The organism is Halorhabdus sp. SVX81 (assembly GCF_029207715.1).
In the GTDB taxonomy this organism is placed as follows: domain Archaea; phylum Halobacteriota; class Halobacteria; order Halobacteriales; family Haloarculaceae; genus Halorhabdus.
On sequence record NZ_CP104322.1, the window covers coordinates 1353999 to 1369067 of the forward strand.

At 61.3% G+C, this 15069-nt stretch carries 19 protein-coding genes and 1 tRNA gene; 13 read left to right on the plus strand and 7 right to left on the minus strand.

The window, feature by feature from the left end; translation table 11 throughout:
• The first annotated feature begins 33 nt into the window (after positions 1-33).
• Positions 34-1032 (plus strand): archaeosortase A, encoded by a 999-nt coding sequence (gene artA / locus SVXhr_RS06725; protein ID WP_275740617.1) that lies wholly within the window; start codon positions 34-36, stop codon positions 1030-1032.
• A gap of 23 nt (positions 1033-1055) precedes the next feature.
• Here artA and dph5 read toward each other — a convergent pair whose 3' ends face one another.
• Positions 1056-1847 carry a diphthine synthase gene (gene dph5 / locus SVXhr_RS06730; protein WP_275740619.1) on the minus strand — a complete coding sequence of 264 codons (792 nt, stop codon included), beginning with the start codon at positions 1845-1847 and terminating at the stop codon, positions 1056-1058.
• Between the two features lie 104 nt (positions 1848-1951).
• On the opposite strand from dph5, the gene SVXhr_RS06735 reads away from it, so the two are divergent.
• The 4 genes from SVXhr_RS06735 to SVXhr_RS06750 all read left to right on the plus strand — a co-directional run bounded on the left by SVXhr_RS06735 (position 1952) and on the right by SVXhr_RS06750 (position 5113).
• Positions 1952-2932 carry a class I SAM-dependent methyltransferase family protein gene (locus SVXhr_RS06735; protein ID WP_275740621.1) on the plus strand — a complete coding sequence of 327 codons (981 nt, stop codon included), beginning with the start codon at positions 1952-1954 and terminating at the stop codon, positions 2930-2932.
• A 99-nt stretch (positions 2933-3031) separates the two neighbouring features.
• Positions 3032-3106, plus strand: a tRNA-Thr gene (locus SVXhr_RS06740).
• Positions 3107-4027: 921 nt separating this feature from the next.
• Entirely contained in the window at positions 4028-4276 is a 249-nt protein-coding gene (locus tag SVXhr_RS06745) for a hypothetical protein (RefSeq protein ID WP_275740623.1), read from the plus strand.
• Positions 4277-4282: 6 nt separating this feature from the next.
• Complete coding sequence (locus SVXhr_RS06750) at positions 4283-5113, plus strand: hypothetical protein (RefSeq protein WP_275740625.1); 831 nt, start codon at positions 4283-4285, stop codon at positions 5111-5113.
• Positions 5114-5588: 475 nt separating this feature from the next.
• Here the strand turns inward: SVXhr_RS06750 and SVXhr_RS06755 are convergent, their stop codons facing one another.
• Complete coding sequence (locus tag SVXhr_RS06755; protein WP_275740627.1) at positions 5589-5876, minus strand: DUF5789 family protein; 288 nt, start codon at positions 5874-5876, stop codon at positions 5589-5591.
• A 141-nt stretch (positions 5877-6017) separates the two neighbouring features.
• On the opposite strand from SVXhr_RS06755, the gene SVXhr_RS06760 reads away from it, so the two are divergent.
• From SVXhr_RS06760 to SVXhr_RS06775, 4 genes are all read left to right on the plus strand, one after another.
• Positions 6018-6884 (plus strand): hypothetical protein, encoded by an 867-nt coding sequence (locus SVXhr_RS06760; protein WP_275740629.1) that lies wholly within the window; start codon positions 6018-6020, stop codon positions 6882-6884.
• Between the two features lie 53 nt (positions 6885-6937).
• Positions 6938-7258 carry a transcription factor S gene (locus SVXhr_RS06765; RefSeq protein WP_275740631.1) on the plus strand — a complete coding sequence of 107 codons (321 nt, stop codon included), beginning with the start codon at positions 6938-6940 and terminating at the stop codon, positions 7256-7258.
• A gap of 3 nt (positions 7259-7261) precedes the next feature.
• Positions 7262-7930: a hypothetical protein gene (locus SVXhr_RS06770; RefSeq protein WP_275740633.1), complete on the plus strand. Its 669-nt coding sequence runs from the start codon at positions 7262-7264 to the stop codon at positions 7928-7930.
• A 67-nt stretch (positions 7931-7997) separates the two neighbouring features.
• Complete coding sequence (locus SVXhr_RS06775; RefSeq protein ID WP_275740635.1) at positions 7998-8381, plus strand: type IV pilin N-terminal domain-containing protein; 384 nt, start codon at positions 7998-8000, stop codon at positions 8379-8381.
• Between the two features lie 141 nt (positions 8382-8522).
• On the opposite strand, the gene SVXhr_RS06780 is transcribed toward SVXhr_RS06775, so the two are convergent.
• The 3 genes from SVXhr_RS06780 to SVXhr_RS06790 form a co-directional block, all read right to left on the minus strand.
• Positions 8523-9254: a methyltransferase domain-containing protein gene (locus tag SVXhr_RS06780; RefSeq protein WP_275740637.1), complete on the minus strand. Its 732-nt coding sequence runs from the start codon at positions 9252-9254 to the stop codon at positions 8523-8525.
• On the minus strand, positions 9251-9637 hold the full coding sequence (locus SVXhr_RS06785) for a nascent polypeptide-associated complex protein (RefSeq protein ID WP_275740640.1): 387 nt from the start codon (positions 9635-9637) through the stop codon (positions 9251-9253). Before SVXhr_RS06785 ends, SVXhr_RS06780 begins: the two co-directional genes overlap by 4 nt.
• A 71-nt stretch (positions 9638-9708) precedes the next feature.
• A complete protein-coding gene (locus SVXhr_RS06790; RefSeq protein WP_275740642.1) occupies positions 9709-10170 on the minus strand; it encodes a PUA domain-containing protein in 462 nt (153 codons plus the stop codon).
• 151 nt (positions 10171-10321) lie between these two features.
• On the opposite strand from SVXhr_RS06790, the gene SVXhr_RS06795 reads away from it, so the two are divergent.
• Positions 10322-10501 (plus strand): hypothetical protein, encoded by a 180-nt coding sequence (locus SVXhr_RS06795; RefSeq protein ID WP_275740644.1) that lies wholly within the window; start codon positions 10322-10324, stop codon positions 10499-10501.
• A gap of 2 nt (positions 10502-10503) precedes the next feature.
• Here SVXhr_RS06795 and SVXhr_RS06800 read toward each other — a convergent pair whose 3' ends face one another.
• On the minus strand, positions 10504-11001 hold the full coding sequence (locus SVXhr_RS06800; protein ID WP_275740646.1) for an NYN domain-containing protein: 498 nt from the start codon (positions 10999-11001) through the stop codon (positions 10504-10506).
• A 307-nt stretch (positions 11002-11308) separates the two neighbouring features.
• Between SVXhr_RS06800 and serB the strand changes: the two genes are divergently transcribed.
• The 3 genes from serB (at position 11309) to SVXhr_RS06815 (ending at position 13823) form a co-directional block, all read left to right on the plus strand.
• A complete protein-coding gene (gene serB, locus SVXhr_RS06805) occupies positions 11309-11941 on the plus strand; it encodes a phosphoserine phosphatase SerB (RefSeq protein ID WP_275740648.1) in 633 nt (210 codons plus the stop codon).
• Positions 11942-12015: 74 nt separating this feature from the next.
• Entirely contained in the window at positions 12016-13038 is a 1023-nt protein-coding gene (locus tag SVXhr_RS06810) for an alpha/beta hydrolase (RefSeq protein ID WP_275740650.1), read from the plus strand.
• Between the two features lie 74 nt (positions 13039-13112).
• Complete coding sequence (locus SVXhr_RS06815; RefSeq protein WP_275740652.1) at positions 13113-13823, plus strand: hypothetical protein; 711 nt, start codon at positions 13113-13115, stop codon at positions 13821-13823.
• Between the two features lie 44 nt (positions 13824-13867).
• On the opposite strand, the gene SVXhr_RS06820 is transcribed toward SVXhr_RS06815, so the two are convergent.
• On the minus strand, positions 13868-15064 hold the full coding sequence (locus tag SVXhr_RS06820) for an acetylxylan esterase (protein ID WP_275740654.1): 1197 nt from the start codon (positions 15062-15064) through the stop codon (positions 13868-13870).
• Positions 15065-15069: the final 5 nt, after the last annotated feature.

Below are 15069 nucleotides of genomic sequence, written 5' to 3' on the forward strand. Positions count from 1 at the left end.
ATATAGTCGGAATCGTCCAACCACGACCAACGAATGATCGAGACGGTCGTCGACTGGTTGGCGGCGCTGAACGGCTATGCAGGTACGCTTGCGTGGGTCGTCCTCGCTATCTTTCTCGCGGGCGTGATCCTCGAACGGTACGACGAAACGTGGGCCCAGCGGGTCTACGCCGGGGCGTGGATCGTCCTCGCGGGCTACTGGCTCGCCTACGTCCACTATTTCGTCTTCGCCGAGAAGTCGATCACCGAAGGTATCGGCGTCGTGATCGGCATTCCGCTGTCGTTGTACGTAGCCTATCTGATCGCCAACGGCCGCCGCCGGTTGTTTGTCATCTCACGTGCGGTAGCGTTTGCCTGGCTGTTTTTCCTGCCGCTGTCCTCACTACCGTTCGTTCGCCAGCCACTGATCGAGACGGTCACGGTCCATACGGACTTCGTGCTGGGACTGCTCGGCGATAATTACTTCCTCGGCGACTGGTATCCGTATCTTCCCGCAGGCCTCGACCTTCCCGGCGGCTATGAACTACCGACCCAGAACGACCTGCCGGGCAAGCACTTTCCCTATCGGAACACGTTCTTGTATGCACCCGACGGGCATTCGATCACCTACACGATCCGGCTGGCGTGTACGGGCATCGGGAGCATGTCGATTTTCGTCGGGTTGATCGCCGCCGTTCGGGGATCGCTCCGCCGGAAGGCCAAGGCGATCGGGGTCGCGATCGGTGTGATTTACGTCCTCAACATCGTCCGGAACGTCTTCATCGCCCACACCCTGGGCAACCAGCGTCTCCACATCGTCCCCGACATCGTCATGTCGCTGTTCTCGACGAATGATCCGTACATGGTGTCGTACTACGTCGGCGATCGAATTCTCGCACAGTTCGGTTCGGTGTTCGCGCTGATCGCCATCACCTGGCTGGTCGTCCAGTGGGTACCCGATGTGCTGACCGTCGTCGAGGACGGGCTCTACGTCGTCACCGGGACGGAATACGACCTCAAGGATGCACTCGATGTCGAATCGTCGGACCACTGATAGCTCGCGGACCAACAGATGGGTTATTCGACCGTGTTCTCATCGAGGACAGCAGCGGGGCCATCGCCGATCGCCGCCAGGGCATCCCGTTCGAGGTAATGAAGCGACCCGGGAACAACCAGCAAATGGAGGGGGTCGCCGAAGTCCATCTCCGCAAGGTCGGCGAGGCGACCGGCCCGGATGACGGGATCGGCACTGCCGGCCCGGGCGACGACGGTTCCCAGGGCATCCGGTCGCCAATGCTCGGCGAGGAGGGTCGCTGCCCCATCGCCACGCATGTAGGTCCCCTCGTCGCTCTCGGCGGTGATGTCCAGAAAGACAAGTGTGTGAAGGCCGCGTTCCTGATTCGCTTCGATCGTCTCGATGACGCTCCCGGGGACGCCATCGCCACCGTGCGATCGCTCGAAGGGAAGCGTCGTGGCCTTGCCGAAGCGATAGTTCTGCAGGCCGGTGAGCGAACTCGCGGCGGCCTGGGCTGTCGTGCCGTGAATCACGCGCGTCTCGACTCCCCGATCCTCGGCGCGTAGCCGCAGATCGACGTGTGTCGTCGAGATCATCGTATCGCCCGCAGTCAGGAAGACGGCGTCGCCGCTGGCCGCGGCCGCCAGGATCGGGTCCGGATCCTGCTCGACGCCGGCCCGATCACGGACCTCGATTTCGATATCGTGGAAGTCTTCGAGGGCGTCGATGGTTGTCCCGGCAAGTTGGCTGGTGTAGAATTCAGCGAACACACGGTCGGCTCCGCGGATGGCATCTCGACCGGCGAGCGTAACCGAGCGTTCGTCATAGAGGCCGAGTCCGACGAAGGTGAGCATGCCCCTGCTGGGTGTTCTCCGGGCATAAGCGAACCGTTCTACGCTCCTGTCGGGACCGCGATTGAAACGTCAGGCTTACCGCCCGAACGGACGCAGCCTTCAGTATGGCTGTCCCCTGCGTTCGCGTGGCCCGGGAGGACGGCGAGGCGACGCGCGCCCGCCTCGCCGAGTCCGATCTCATCGACGACGAGCACGAGATCGATGTCGTCGACGGGGCGATCTTCATTCCGGTGACTGACCCCGAACGAGTCCCCGAAGCGCTCCCAGTTGTGGATCACGACTCGCCAGTGCGCGACCGTCAGACGATGCCCGCCGACATCCTCGGGTTCGAGCCGAGTTACGAGCGCCTCGGTAACGTCGTGATCATCGACGAGGACGATATCGATCAGGCACGCGACATCGCCGACGCGATGATGCGCTCGGATCTGCCCGTCGAGACGGTTCTCAACCGCGCCTCGAAAGTCAAAGGCGAGCAGCGCGTCCGGGAGTGGGACATCCTCGCCGGCGAGGGGACCGAGGCCGTCCACCGCGAGTACGGGTGTGAGTTCGTGCTCGACCTCGCGGACGTGTATTTCTCACCGCGGCTCGCGACCGAACGCCACCGTGTAGTTGAGCAGGTCGAGTCCGGCGAGCGGGCGTTCGATATGTTCGCCGGCGTCGGGCCGTTCGTCGTCCCGATGGCGAAACAGGGGGCGACCTGCGTCGGGTGTGACGTCAACCCCGACGCGGTCGAATACCTCGGAGAGAACGCCCGGCGAAACGGCGTCGCCGACCGGATCACCGCGATCGAAGGCGATGTCCGCGAGACCGTCCCGGAGTACGCCGACTGGGCCGATCGGATCGTGATGAACCTTCCCCACAGCGCCGACGAGTTCGTAGAGACTGCGTTTGCACTTGCGGGCGACGAAACCGTGATTCATTATTACGACATCCAGCATGAGGACGACCCCTTTGGACCTGGCGAGCGGGCGATCCGCAAGGCTGCTGGTGACACATACGACGTGACGGTCGAAACGCGGCACACAGTCCGGTCGTACGCACCCCACGAGTTGAACGTCGTCCTCGACGTGCGGATCACTCGCTAAGGGGCTTCGATTCGCAATCCTTATTGCGGTCATCGCCACTACGTGTGAGTACGCACCTGGTCGCTGCGAACCATGTGATGGTACAGCCAGGACGTGAATGCCGGTGTAGCTCAGACTGGCTAGAGCGAATCCTTCGTAAGGATTAGGCCGGGGGTTCAAATCCCCCCACCGGCTCTGCGCCAAAAGTTCAAAGCCGTATTTTTAAGCCCCCTTACGATACAAACAGCGGTTGGTATCTCCCAAGGGAGGGGCGGCGTGACGCCCGAGCGAACGGCCGTAGGTGATAGTACGGATCAATCAGGTCAGCACATCACTGAAGCACCGTACTGTCAGGGTAACGGCGAAACAGTGAGCGTCAACGGACTCGCGGACATCCTTGAGGAGGGCCCAACACGGACTGGCCGGCAACGTCAATCACCAGTATTTCGAGACGATCGCTGACGTATCAGTAGGTGTGGCCCGGTGTGGGATTTAGACGCTCCGGAGTGCCGAGGAGATCACCGGCGAACGCGAGGCTGGGGTCGAGTACGTGGATGTCGACGATGTGCTAGCAACCCGGCAGCGGATTAGACAAGCAGCGCTGGACTCGCTGCCGTTCCACCATCGGATTCTGTATTATCTTACCCGAAAAGAAGGGGTGAAAGGATTTCTCCTGGGGGCCTACACGAGCAATACATGGAGATTGTTGGAGACGTGTATGAGGGGCGTGATCTAACATCGATTGAACGATCGAGTTGAATAGGGCCCCAAAAACTCGCCGTACACGACCTGATTGAAGATGCTATAATCAGCACCAAACCTACGAAATACTCAATCCGAACGACACATCAAAAATAGACGAGTAGGCCTTATATTGGCCCGTTGTATCATTCCCAGCGGGTGATCACTTTTGAAATCTCAGCAAATCGATCTGAAAAGTGTCTTCTCCTCAACTATCATTCGACTTTTGAAAGCGATGATTCCTCTCTCAGAGAATTCCCAATTATTTATATTCATTCTCTCTTGCCGAGAATGTGTGTAGTATCACCAGCGGTAGTTTCAGAGAATTTTCTTCGACGGTAACTTATTAGTGGATGCCGACAAAGTATCATGGCAATGAGCGTCTCATTTGACCCAGACGAATGGGAGTTGGTCGACTTGTCAAATATGTCTCTATTAGATGGTTCTCTGAAAATATTTTTATTCTTAATATCAGGTGCTATATTATGGGTTGGTACTTTGGATCTGTACCCATTTTCGTTCTATTCTGCCATATTTGCATCAATGGCCGTTTCAATCCTCCTTCTGAACATGATTGGCCATTCATACGATACGTTGTATGAAAATATGAACCAAGAAGGATAAGTAAATATGCAGGCACTCGGAGAACCAATCCATATTATTGCCGCTACTTTACTGGCTGTTGTTGGATTTATCGTAGCTGGATCAAGAGGATTTCACTTATTCTACCGGGCTTTGTCTACCTATCACAAATTACCCAGCGAGTATGATCCAGTTGCTGAACTAAAAAATATAGATGAGCTGGAAAATGATGATAGGAATCCGGAAGACTATGTAAATCCCCATGACTTCACAGAGGAGCCGTCGGAAGACTATTGCTTCACTTCGGACGAGATCGAAGGCCTAGACCACAATCCCGAAATAGTTGTAGATTTTGCAATAATGAAAAAATTCAGACGAGGTGAAAGTTGGGAGACCAAATTTATCGAGGTATGGTTCTACAATTCTGTAGCAGTATTTTTCTCCAGCTTATTGTTTGTGGGATACCTTCAGCTCACAGTCGACTTTTTGCCGCCCGAAAATGTCGCTGTAGAAGTGATTGTGGTTGCTCTCGTTCTCATGATATCAACTGTGCATTTGGCTTTGCGTTTAACCTCGTTTGTGGATCTGAAGATGATGAAAGATTGGCCGGCAAGAGATTTCTGCGATGATGTATTTGATTTCGCATTTTCTTTCAACCTTTCCACGCTGCTATCCTTTCTAATTCTTTATTTTATGTTTATGACTATTCAGGATGCGAGTGGTGGTCCCATACTAAATTCTTCAGACGCTCTGATGCTAATTGGCACAACTGTCGTTTTTTCATTCATCGCCTCACTATGTGGTGAGATAGTCGTGTTGTTATCGGAAACGCCAGATAGTGTCAAGAGCCACCGTCTTGATCCAAACGAGATCGGGTGATCTCGCATCTTTATAATCAGATCTGGTAGCTAATCCTTATATTCATCTGACGGAGATACTGCCCCTTTTAAGCCACTTCCACCCGTCGGCCGTCAATGTATGCCCAACGAGATGGATCAAACTACCACCTCATCCCGCGTGAGATAGACCTCGCTGATCTCTCATTCAAGGGTCTAGTCTATGAATACCTGTGTGCGGCCACATATATTGAAGCTATTCGCCGGTTTTACTCCCCATCGCGTCGGCTATCGGGCAAGGCTACTCACGCTACGGCATGGACCAGTTATCCTCAATTTGCTGGAGAACTTCGCCCAACGAGAGGCCCTGCTCGGCGGCGAGCTCGTAGGCGCGGCGCTCGCGAGAGCTGTCGAGATTACGGGGGTTGCCAGCGTAGCCGATCAGTGCCTCGGGGACGGGCAGTCAGGGCATGGAAATCGAGCATCGGCAGCGGTGGGCTTCACTCCAGTCGTGAGTGTCACTCCGTCGAGACCGGACCGGTACCGATCTCCTCGCGGATCGCCGTCTCGAACTCCTGGCGTCGTTCGAAGTACGGCACATCGACCGCGTCCAGGATGTCCCCAAGCTCTCGGGGGCCGTCGGGCGTCCGGATTTCGGTGTCGCCCTCACGACGACGGACGGTACTCTGCTCGATTCCGTACGTAAGACGCGAGGATATCTGGGCAAGGGGAACGCCCGCAACGTCCGGGCCGTCGCCGAGTTCGATCGGCGGTCCTTCGGACTCCTCGTCGGTGTCGTCTGCCATACTGATCGGTTGGCCTCGGCGGCGATTAGTGTTTTCGGAACTGACACCGATCGGCGGCGCTGTCTTTCCCACGTCACCGGCGCTGACTGCAAGACATGTGTCTGACGCACTGTTTTGTAGGACAACGTGGTACCATCCGACATGACCAGTTTGACGGATGTCTACCAGCGGCGGATCGGCGCGGTTGCGAGCCGTCGCCAGGTGCTTGCCGGGTTGACGCTGTTTGCGGCTGGGTTGGGACTGGTAGCCGTCGGTGTCGTCCTCGCGACGACGGGACTCAGAACGACACTGGGACTCGGCGTCTACGACGCACGTGAGTGGGCCGGCATTTTTGCCGGCCTGGGACTTCCGGCGACGTTCGTCGGGTTGTTCGTCGTGCTCCCGACGAGTCGACTTACACGGGCGACGATCGCGATCGGGTCGAGTCTCACGGTCTTCGCGGTCGCGCTGTTCACCCATGCCTACCCGATGCAGTGGCCGGGTGCGCCGGCCGCAAACCCGGCACTGGCGCTGACGACGCTCGCGCTTTACTTCATCGGCGCGATCACGACGGGCTGGTGTCTGTTCGTTGCGATCGCGACGTTCAAAACCCGCAAGTCGCCGGGTGGTGCGGCCGAAATGCGAATTACGGAGGAGGGGACGGTCAGACTCGTCGAGCAAGCCGGAACGAACATGCCTGCTGTTGGTGGTGTCGGTATGTTCGGGACCGATCCCAACGGCGACGTTCCGACCCAGACAGGGACCGCCTCGACGGAAAGTACGTCCGCGCGACAGGCTGCAAGTGATGGCGGTTCGACGACGATCGACGCATCCGCGGACGATAGCGAGTTCATCGAGTCGGCGTCGGTCCGTGGGCAGCCGGACCGATATTGTGGGAACTGCGAGCAGTTCAACTACGTGCGTACCGACGACGGCCTCGAACCGTACTGTAGTCATCATGGTCGCTATCTCGACGATATGGACGCCTGTGACGCCTGGGCGTCCAACAGCCGCGATGAGTTGCGGTGAGCACGTGAGCGGAAACCCGGGGGCTTAAGTTCCTCAACTGGCATATCGCGGGTATGGAATTCTGCGACGAGTGTGGCTCGATGATGAAGACGGAAGGTGAGAAGTGGGTCTGTGGAAGCTGTGGGGCAGAAACGCCACGCGAAGCGGCTACCGAGAACGCCATGGTCACGACGGAAGGCCAACAGGAGGGCGAAATCGTCGACCTCAGCGACAGTGAAGCGGATGCCCGGCCGACGACTGAGATCCAGTGTGTGGAATGTGACAACGACCGTGCGTACTGGGAACTCAAACAGATCCGGGCCGCCGACGAGTCCGAGACGCGGTTTTTCACCTGCACCGAATGCGGACACAAGTGGCGCGAAGACGATCATTGAACCGTGACTGCTGAGATGGGTCCGGACGACGACGGATCGGAGTCGGATAGCGACGACGGCAGCGACCACTCCGAAGACGCGAACTATCCGACTGTCCCGACGGACGTACTCGAATCGGGTGGCTGGAGTCTCCGGGACACCCGCGTCGAGGTCAGGGCACGTGTCGCCGGTGTCGTTGCTCGCGCCCACGAGCGACGCTACGAGGACGATCGGCTTCGAGAACGGATTCGATCGGCCGGTGGGCCGGACCACCTCTGGCGGCTGTTCTACGCGACGCGACTGACATTTTCCCCGTCGTTACCGCCCGGGATTGGCCCGGCGATGGCACTCCCGAAAGTGCGAAGCGCCGCTCGCGAGGAGTTCGCCGAGCAACTCCGCGACAAGGGTCTCGTCGACGTCGAAGCCGGCGAGGACGACCGGATCGAGGTTGCGTCGGGAACGCGGGCCAAACGCACTCGTTTCGAGGCGGCGCTCCCGGTCGAGACGGCGGCGGGCGAAATCGAGGTCCCCATGGAGGGGTGGATCGCCATCTGGCACGACGGGGCGATGTTACTCGCCGGCGGATTGCATCCGACGGACCTGGATGACGTGCTTGCGGGGACAGAGATCAGTTTCGATCCAGCGACGAGCCGTGACGAACTTCGGACGCTGATTCGGCAAGTCTCCGTCTAGGTGTGTCACAGCGTCACCACGGAGAGTCGACAATACTAATAGTTCTGCTGTCAATACTGTTCGACAGATGCACTCGAAGGTACCACAGCCGTCGGCGAACCGTGGGGTGATTTCGATTCTCGCACTCTTGATGCTGTTCGGGAGTGCGATCCTGGGCACGTTTGTCCTCGGATTGGGTCCCGAGGAGCCAACCGCACCGAACGCACAACTGGATTTCGAGGCGGACGACGCTGGGGCGGTGACAATTAGCCACGAGGGCGGGGGCATGCTCCTGCAGTCCGAAATCGAAATTCAAAGCCCCGGGAGCGTCAGTGAGTGGCCCGGTCAGGAGATCACCGCCGGCGACGAGATCACGGTCTCCGGCCTCGAAACTGGTGATACAATCGCGGTCATCTGGAACTCCCCGGACGGCGATATGTCCGCGATCATCGCGACGTACACGGTTTCCTGATCGGAGCGTTCAGACAGACAACAGCGAGCAGCCATATTTGCGAAAACTGGATGCCAGGATGGCGCTTCCCGGACAGTAACCACTACAGGTGACGACGATTCTCTGGGATGCTGATTCCGAGCGAAGAGCGAAGTGCAGAACCTACACCAGCCGTGCGAAGGTCAGATAGCCGGTATGGCCCACGCCGGCAGTCGAGGGGCGTGACCCCCGGTCGTCGAAGTCCATCTCCCGCTGGATCGTCTCGAAGGTCTCGATCTCCGAGAGCCCGACCGCTCGGGCCGTCTCGACGACTTCCTTCGAGCTTTCGACGAACGGCGAGTAGACGGCGACGAACCCGCCATCGGCCAGCAAGTCGGGCGCGTGGCCGACCAGATCCGGCGCGTCGGCCGTGTCGAGTGTGAGGACGTCGAACGGCGCGTCGTCGTCGAGTTCGTCGAGGGTTTCGGTCGCATCGCCGGTCCGAACGTCGACGGCGTCCTCGACACCAGCAAGGACCATGTTCTCCCGAGCGACATCGGCGAAGTCCTCGCGCTGCTCGTAGGTCAGGACTGACGCGCCAACCCGGCCCAGATACCCGGCGAGGACACCGGTTCCGGTCCCCACGTCCAGCACGCGGTCACCACCCGCGACGCCGGTGTGACCGACGATCAACCCAACGTCGCGGGGCATCATCGGCGCGCCGGTCCGCTCGAAGTGCTCGAAGAGGTCCGGGCCCCGAAGCGCGCGGACGTCGAACTCGGTCCCCAGGTGCGTTTCGAGCGTCTCACCGGGTGCAGCATCTTCGGGGACTTCGAGGATGCCCAGATCAGTCTCTAAGGTCTCCCCATGAGCGACGAGGTACTCCCGCCCCTCGCCGACGAGAAGAACGCTCACTCGAGGCTGGCGATCGCTGTCGCGAGGTCGCCCTCGGCCTCCTGTAGGGCCTCGCGGGCTGTCTCTTCGCTGACCCCTGCTCGCTGGACGACGATGTCGACGTCCTCCTGCGGGATCGCATCCGCTGTGTCTTCGCTGTCGGAACTACTTGCAGCGTCATCGCCATCACCGCGCTCGCGGGATTCGGGCGAGCCGACGATCTGATAGGTCTGTTGGCCCTGGGCGTCCATGCGCTGGACTTCGGCGTCGTCGAAGACCAGTTCCTCGTCGGGCGTCTTGATCACGACCTCTTCGGCGTCGATATCTTCGAGGTCGATCCCCATCTGTTCCATCATCTGCTTCATCTTGCGCGGGTTGAGACCCCCGCCGCCTCCGCCAAACATATCCCCGAATCCGGGACGGGCAATAAAAAGCCTGGCGACGTGCCCTCGGAAGTTCGGTTCGCGTCGGCGACCTACTCCCCAGCCCCGTCCCGGACCGAGACCGCGACGCCACTCGCGAGGTCGGCCATCGCCGCTGCCGGGAGTTCCGCGCGGCCGACGCCAAGCAGAGTATCGTCTGCACGGACGACCAGAACCTCGTCGTCCGATCGAATCGACGTGTCAACCTCGGTGACGAACTTCGCGAAGGCGTTGCGTCCGTCCCGAACGAACGGATCGCTCTCATCGCCGACGTAGACTCGACCACTCGGCGCGTCTAACGCCGTTTTGAGTCTCCGTCCGCCGGCGAGCCCGAGCGTGAACCGGCCGTCGAGCCCCAGTGAGACCAACCGCCCGTCCGGGGCGTGGATCTGGCGTGGCCGACCTGATTTCGATCGGGTAACCGTTAGATCCGACGTGTCTCCGAAGAGCGCTTCGCTGGCCCCGGCACCGAATTGATAGTCCGCGATCCGTTCGAGACGCGTCCACTCGTCCATCGCTTCCGGCTTGCACTCGGGAACGCATAATCTCTGCCATCCGAGGACGCGGGACGCCTTCGCGTACAGGACCCACACTGCCCGCGGGCGAGACGGCAAACGACCACGGGTACTGGTCGATTTATGGCCGCCGCCGGCAAACGTTCGTTCAATGACGACAACTTCGATGCGGACGCGTGGCGGGTTCGCGCTACTCGTGGTATCGGCGGCGATCATTCTTGGCATCGGGTTCACCGACCTGATCCCTGCGTTCATCGCTGCCATCGCCGCGATCGGGTTGGCAGCCGGAACGTTGCTGGTCGGCACCGCCGGCGAGGGGGATCCGGTCTAGCGTTACAGCAAGAAACGGTCGGTATCCTCGCTCAGATCGGTGTAGTCCTCGGCCACGTCGAGCAGTTCCTCCGACGTGGATTCGCCGAAACTCAGTACTTCGACGCGGACGCCCTCGTGTCTGACGTGCGTGACAAGCCGGGCGAAGTCGCCGTCGCCGGTACACAGCGCGATCGTGTCCACGTGAGGGGCCAGCGTCACGGCGTCGAGGCTCATCCCCACGTCCCAGTCGGCCTTCTTCGAGCCGTCGGCGAACGTCTTGATGTCCTTTTCTTTGGTCTCGAAGCCGATGTCCGTCAGGGCGTCGAAAAACCGTTCCTCGTCGTCGGCGTCCGCCCGGATGACGTACGCGATCGCCCGCGTCAGCTGTCGGTCCCGGACGGCCGCATCGAGGAGTTCCTCGTAGTCGATGTTCTGCTGATAGAGGCTTTGTGCCGTGTGGTAGAGGTTCTGAGAGTCGGCCAGGACCGCGACCCGCTGGCCCGGATGTACGTCGGTCATACCGAACGATCCTCCCGGCGCGTCCAAAGTACTTGCGACCGGACGCGCGACCGCCCCGGAAGCCTCGGCACCGTCGGCGCTCTCCGCGAGTACACCGTCCGGAGAATACGATAGCGCTCTCCGTGTGCGCTCTCTGGCGTCGCGACGCTCACCGGCTTCCTCACGTATCGTCAGGGCCATGAAGGGCTTCGACCGGCCTGGTGGTTGTTCGGGCGTTCAGCGTGTCGGTCTGGTTCCTGCGTTCAGACAGTGATAGTCGTGAGTCCGAACCGGGACCTTTGAAAACGGGCCTCGCCAATCAGTGAGCATGATCGTTGCCTTCGACTTCGACGGAACGCTGTCCGCAGACGAGATGACGACCTTCCTCGCCGAGCAGTGTGGCGTCACCGAGCGCATGGACGAAATCACCCAGCGGGCCATGCGCGGCGAGATCGAGTACGCCGAGAGTCTCCGGGAACGCTGTGCACTGCTTGAGGGACTCGACGATGACCGAGTACAGGAGGCCTTCGAGCAAGTCCACCTTCGTCCGGGAGCGGCGGACGTGATCAAGGCACTCCAGGAGGCCGGTGTCACGGTCGCGATCTTCACGGGCGGATTCGAACGCGGCGTGGCCGCCGCCCTGGCACATGCTGACGTCAGCGTCGACACGATCGTCTCGAACCGACTGCCGGTCGCGGACGGGCAACTGACCGGCGAAGTCGAAGGCCCGCTGATCGAAGGGACGAAAGACGACGCACTCGAAGACTTTGGGGCTGATCGAGGCGTCTCGATGGACCGGACAGTCGCCGTCGGCGACGGCGCGAACGACCTGCCGATGCTCGAAGTCGCGGGCCTGGCCGTCGGATTCGATCCGAAGCCCGCCGTCGAACCCGCCTGTGACATCGTCGTCGAGTCGATGGCCGAACTCCGTGACGTCCTCGAAGCCGAAGGCGTGTTGTAAGTCTCCGCGACCCGCCAGCACGACCGCCCGAAACCCCGAACTACAAGGTTCGGGTGGTCGAATTTCGGTCACGAATGTCCCGATCCGACAGCGATCCGGCGGACGAACGGACGTCCGGAGACGTCGACGCGGTCGAATCCTACGAGGGCGTCACCTACGCGGAACGCGACGCGGGGGAAATGAAACTCGACCTCTTTGTCCCCGAAACCGACGCCCCGCCGCTGGTCGTCTACGTCCACGGCGGCGGGTGGGCCTACGCGACGCGTGCGAACACTCCTGATCTGGAGCGATACGCAGCCGAGTGGGGGTTTGCCTTCGCGAGTGTGAGCTACCGGTTGGCCCCGATTCCGGACGACTCGCCGTTCGATCCCGCCCCCGATAACCCGACGCCACGGGGCATCTTCCCGGCCCAGATCCTCGACGTGAAGGCTGCCATCAGGTGGTTGCGCGCCAACGCCGAGGCGTACGGGTTCGATGCCGACGACGTGGGGGTCTGGGGAGCGTCTGCTGGCGGTCACCTGGCGGCTCTCGCCGGGACGCTCGAAGACGTTTCAGCTCTCGGTAGCGACGTCTACCCTGCCGAGACCGTCGAAAAGCGCGTGGCAGCTGACCACTCCGGGCGCGTCCAGGCCGTCGTCGACTGGTACGGTGTCAGCGACCTCCGCGAACTCGACGGTGCTGGCCTCGAATCGCTCCTGCTGGGCGGCCCCGTGTCCGATAACCCCGAGAAAGCGCGGCTAGGGAGTCCGATTTCCCACGTCTCGGCGACGACACCACCGTTTCTCGTGATGCACGGCCGGGCCGACGAGGTGGTCCCGGTCGCCCAGACCGAACTGCTCGCCGAAGCTCTCGCCGACGCCCACGTCGACGCGACCGTGTACGCACTCCAGGATCTGGGTCACGTCTTCGGCGCTGACAGCGAGCGCTCGGCGATGGAGCGACTCACGGGATCGCCACGGCCCGCACAATCGGTGACGGCGACCGCCCACTTCCCGGAAGGTGAATCGGGTGGTGGGCTCGCAGGTGTTCCGCCCGCCGATCCTGCTGCGATCGAGCGGTTCCTGGACCGAACGATCAGGACCGAAAATCCGGAATAGTGGGACTTCTCACCCGGTTCTGACAGCCTGACTTGTAAAGCCTTAATATCTACCGCTCTGCACAACCTGCCCGCATGCTATCCAATACTGCGTTCGAGCGTGTCGAGACGGTACCGCTTTTCGTCGACCAGTTCGTCGCCTCCTGGGAGTCCGCGATCGAGTCGATCATCGCGGAACTCCCCGGGATCGTCGGTGCGATACTCATTCTGGTCATCGGAGTGCTGTTGGGACGAGCGCTCGGCAGAGTGGCCGAACGACTCGGTCGTCGGGCCGGGCTGACGGAACTGTTCGCCGACTCGGCGATCGAACCACTCTTCGGCGAAGACGGTACCATGGCAGGTGCAGTCGGCGTCGTCGTGCAGTACTATGTGATCGTCTTCGCCGCGTTCATCGCGGTCCGGTACGTCGGCTTTGCGATCCTCGAGGAGTGGCTCCGGGCACTGGTCGAGTACCTCCCACGGGCGCTCGCCGGCGTCGGTATCCTCTTGGTCGGGATCGTCGTCGCGGAGTACGCTGCGACCCAGACGGCCGAATCCGAGGCAGTCCGGGGAAGCGAGTACGGCGCGTGGGTGACCGCCGCTGTCAGGGCCCTCCTGTATTTCTTCGTCGCGGTCATCGGGCTGGATATGCTCCGGATTAACCTCGATATCGTCTATCTCACTGTTGAAGGGCTAACCTCGGCGATCGGCCTCGGGATCACGGCCGCGATCGCGCTCGCTGTCGGCGTCGCCGTCGGCTACGCCGCCAAAGAATACGCCGAGGAGCGGCCGGGAAGCGACGGATAACCGGTTTGGCTACTCTTTCGGTCGGCTGTGGATACCTGTGTGGGCTATCCGAGGTGGAGGTCGGCAAAATCGAGGATCGCGTCCCAGTACCCCTGGTTCAGGGTGTGTTCCGTCTCACGGCGATACTGCGCCAGCGTGCCGACCGTCCCCGCCGTCACCTTGTCGTCGCCGTACAGTAATCCGTCGCCGACGAGGCCGTCTTCCCCCAGGAGGTCGTAGACGGGATCGGCCGCCCGAATCGAGTCGAGCGCGCGGCCGGGGTTCGTCCAGTAGTCCCGGGTACCTTCGGTGTCGAGTAACGGCCTCGGGGCGACTAGAGCCACCAGCAGGTGCTGATCGACCGGGAGTCGCTCCGGTCGACCGCCGAACGCGGGAAACAGGTCGTTGAACCAGTGTGGGAAGGCCTCCGTGATCGCGGCGACGGTCTCCTGATCGTTGTCCCGGGCCGGCGTGACGCCGCCGGTCCCCGACTGATGGGGGACCACCAGATCGATGCGCTCGTCGAACGCCCCAGCGAGGAGCGCGGCCTTGCCGAGTCGGGAATGGCCGATGACGGCGATCCCGTCGTCACGAACCCGGGGGTTCTCCAGCAGGGCGTCGACGCCCCGTCGGAGGCCCCACGCCCACGCTGCGATCGTGCCCCATCGCGTCGGTGCCGGTCCGGGCAGGTCGGCATAGTACGGCTGGATCCCTTCGGTCGGGTCGTCACGATCCGGACCGATATCAGCCGGGTGGAAGGTGGCGAGGCCGTAGCCCCGCTCGATCAACTGCTCGACACACCAGTACTCGCTTGCCACACCACGGTCCTCAACGCCGAATTCGGCCGCTGTGTCGGTGATCGTCACCGCCGGATCGTCGATGATCGCGTGATTGCCGCCGTTGTTCAGGCCCAGAAACACCGGAACCGAATCTCGATCGGCCGGGGTAAACACGGCCAACTCGATCGTCGGCGCGTCGGCCGGGAGGTCGGTGAAATAAATCGTGCGTTCTTCGAGGGTCGCCCGTCCATCGAGCACCGCCGTCGACTGTCCCGTCCCGATCTCGATCGCCGGCGCGTCGGGTGCGTACCCGTAGACGTAGTGTTCGAACGCCCGCTGAATCTCCGGACGACGGCGGACGTCCCATTCATCGGCCGTTTCGACGGCCGTACCGTCGAAAGCGACCAGTGGATCCGGAAGCGCCGACCGGGCGGGAATCGCCGATGGAGTCGGAACATCAGCGGGGGCAGTCGTCTGGTCCATGCCGG

Excerpts from the sequence above, each read along its gene's own strand:
- SVXhr_RS06745 (WP_275740623.1), top strand. The coding sequence starts at position 4,028 with ATGAGCGTCTCATTTGACCCAGACGAATGGGAGTTGGTCGACTTGTCA.
- SVXhr_RS06775 (WP_275740635.1), top strand. The coding sequence starts at position 7,998 with ATGCACTCGAAGGTACCACAGCCGTCGGCGAACCGTGGGGTGATTTCG.
- SVXhr_RS06795 (WP_275740644.1), top strand. The coding sequence starts at position 10,322 with ATGACGACAACTTCGATGCGGACGCGTGGCGGGTTCGCGCTACTCGTG.
- serB (WP_275740648.1), top strand. The coding sequence starts at position 11,309 with ATGATCGTTGCCTTCGACTTCGACGGAACGCTGTCCGCAGACGAGATG.
- SVXhr_RS06790 (WP_275740642.1), bottom strand. The coding sequence starts at position 10,170 with ATGGACGAGTGGACGCGTCTCGAACGGATCGCGGACTATCAATTCGGT.
- artA (WP_275740617.1), top strand. The coding sequence starts at position 34 with ATGATCGAGACGGTCGTCGACTGGTTGGCGGCGCTGAACGGCTATGCA.
- SVXhr_RS06765 (WP_275740631.1), top strand. The coding sequence starts at position 6,938 with ATGGAATTCTGCGACGAGTGTGGCTCGATGATGAAGACGGAAGGTGAG.
- SVXhr_RS06815 (WP_275740652.1), top strand. The coding sequence starts at position 13,113 with ATGCTATCCAATACTGCGTTCGAGCGTGTCGAGACGGTACCGCTTTTC.
- dph5 (WP_275740619.1), bottom strand. The coding sequence starts at position 1,847 with ATGCTCACCTTCGTCGGACTCGGCCTCTATGACGAACGCTCGGTTACG.
- SVXhr_RS06800 (WP_275740646.1), bottom strand. The coding sequence starts at position 11,001 with ATGACCGACGTACATCCGGGCCAGCGGGTCGCGGTCCTGGCCGACTCT.
- SVXhr_RS06755 (WP_275740627.1), bottom strand. The coding sequence starts at position 5,876 with ATGGCAGACGACACCGACGAGGAGTCCGAAGGACCGCCGATCGAACTC.
- SVXhr_RS06820 (WP_275740654.1), bottom strand. The coding sequence starts at position 15,064 with ATGGACCAGACGACTGCCCCCGCTGATGTTCCGACTCCATCGGCGATT.
- SVXhr_RS06785 (WP_275740640.1), bottom strand. The coding sequence starts at position 9,637 with ATGTTTGGCGGAGGCGGCGGGGGTCTCAACCCGCGCAAGATGAAGCAG.
- SVXhr_RS06810 (WP_275740650.1), top strand. The coding sequence starts at position 12,016 with ATGTCCCGATCCGACAGCGATCCGGCGGACGAACGGACGTCCGGAGAC.
- SVXhr_RS06735 (WP_275740621.1), top strand. The coding sequence starts at position 1,952 with ATGGCTGTCCCCTGCGTTCGCGTGGCCCGGGAGGACGGCGAGGCGACG.
- SVXhr_RS06750 (WP_275740625.1), top strand. The coding sequence starts at position 4,283 with ATGCAGGCACTCGGAGAACCAATCCATATTATTGCCGCTACTTTACTG.
- SVXhr_RS06760 (WP_275740629.1), top strand. The coding sequence starts at position 6,018 with ATGACCAGTTTGACGGATGTCTACCAGCGGCGGATCGGCGCGGTTGCG.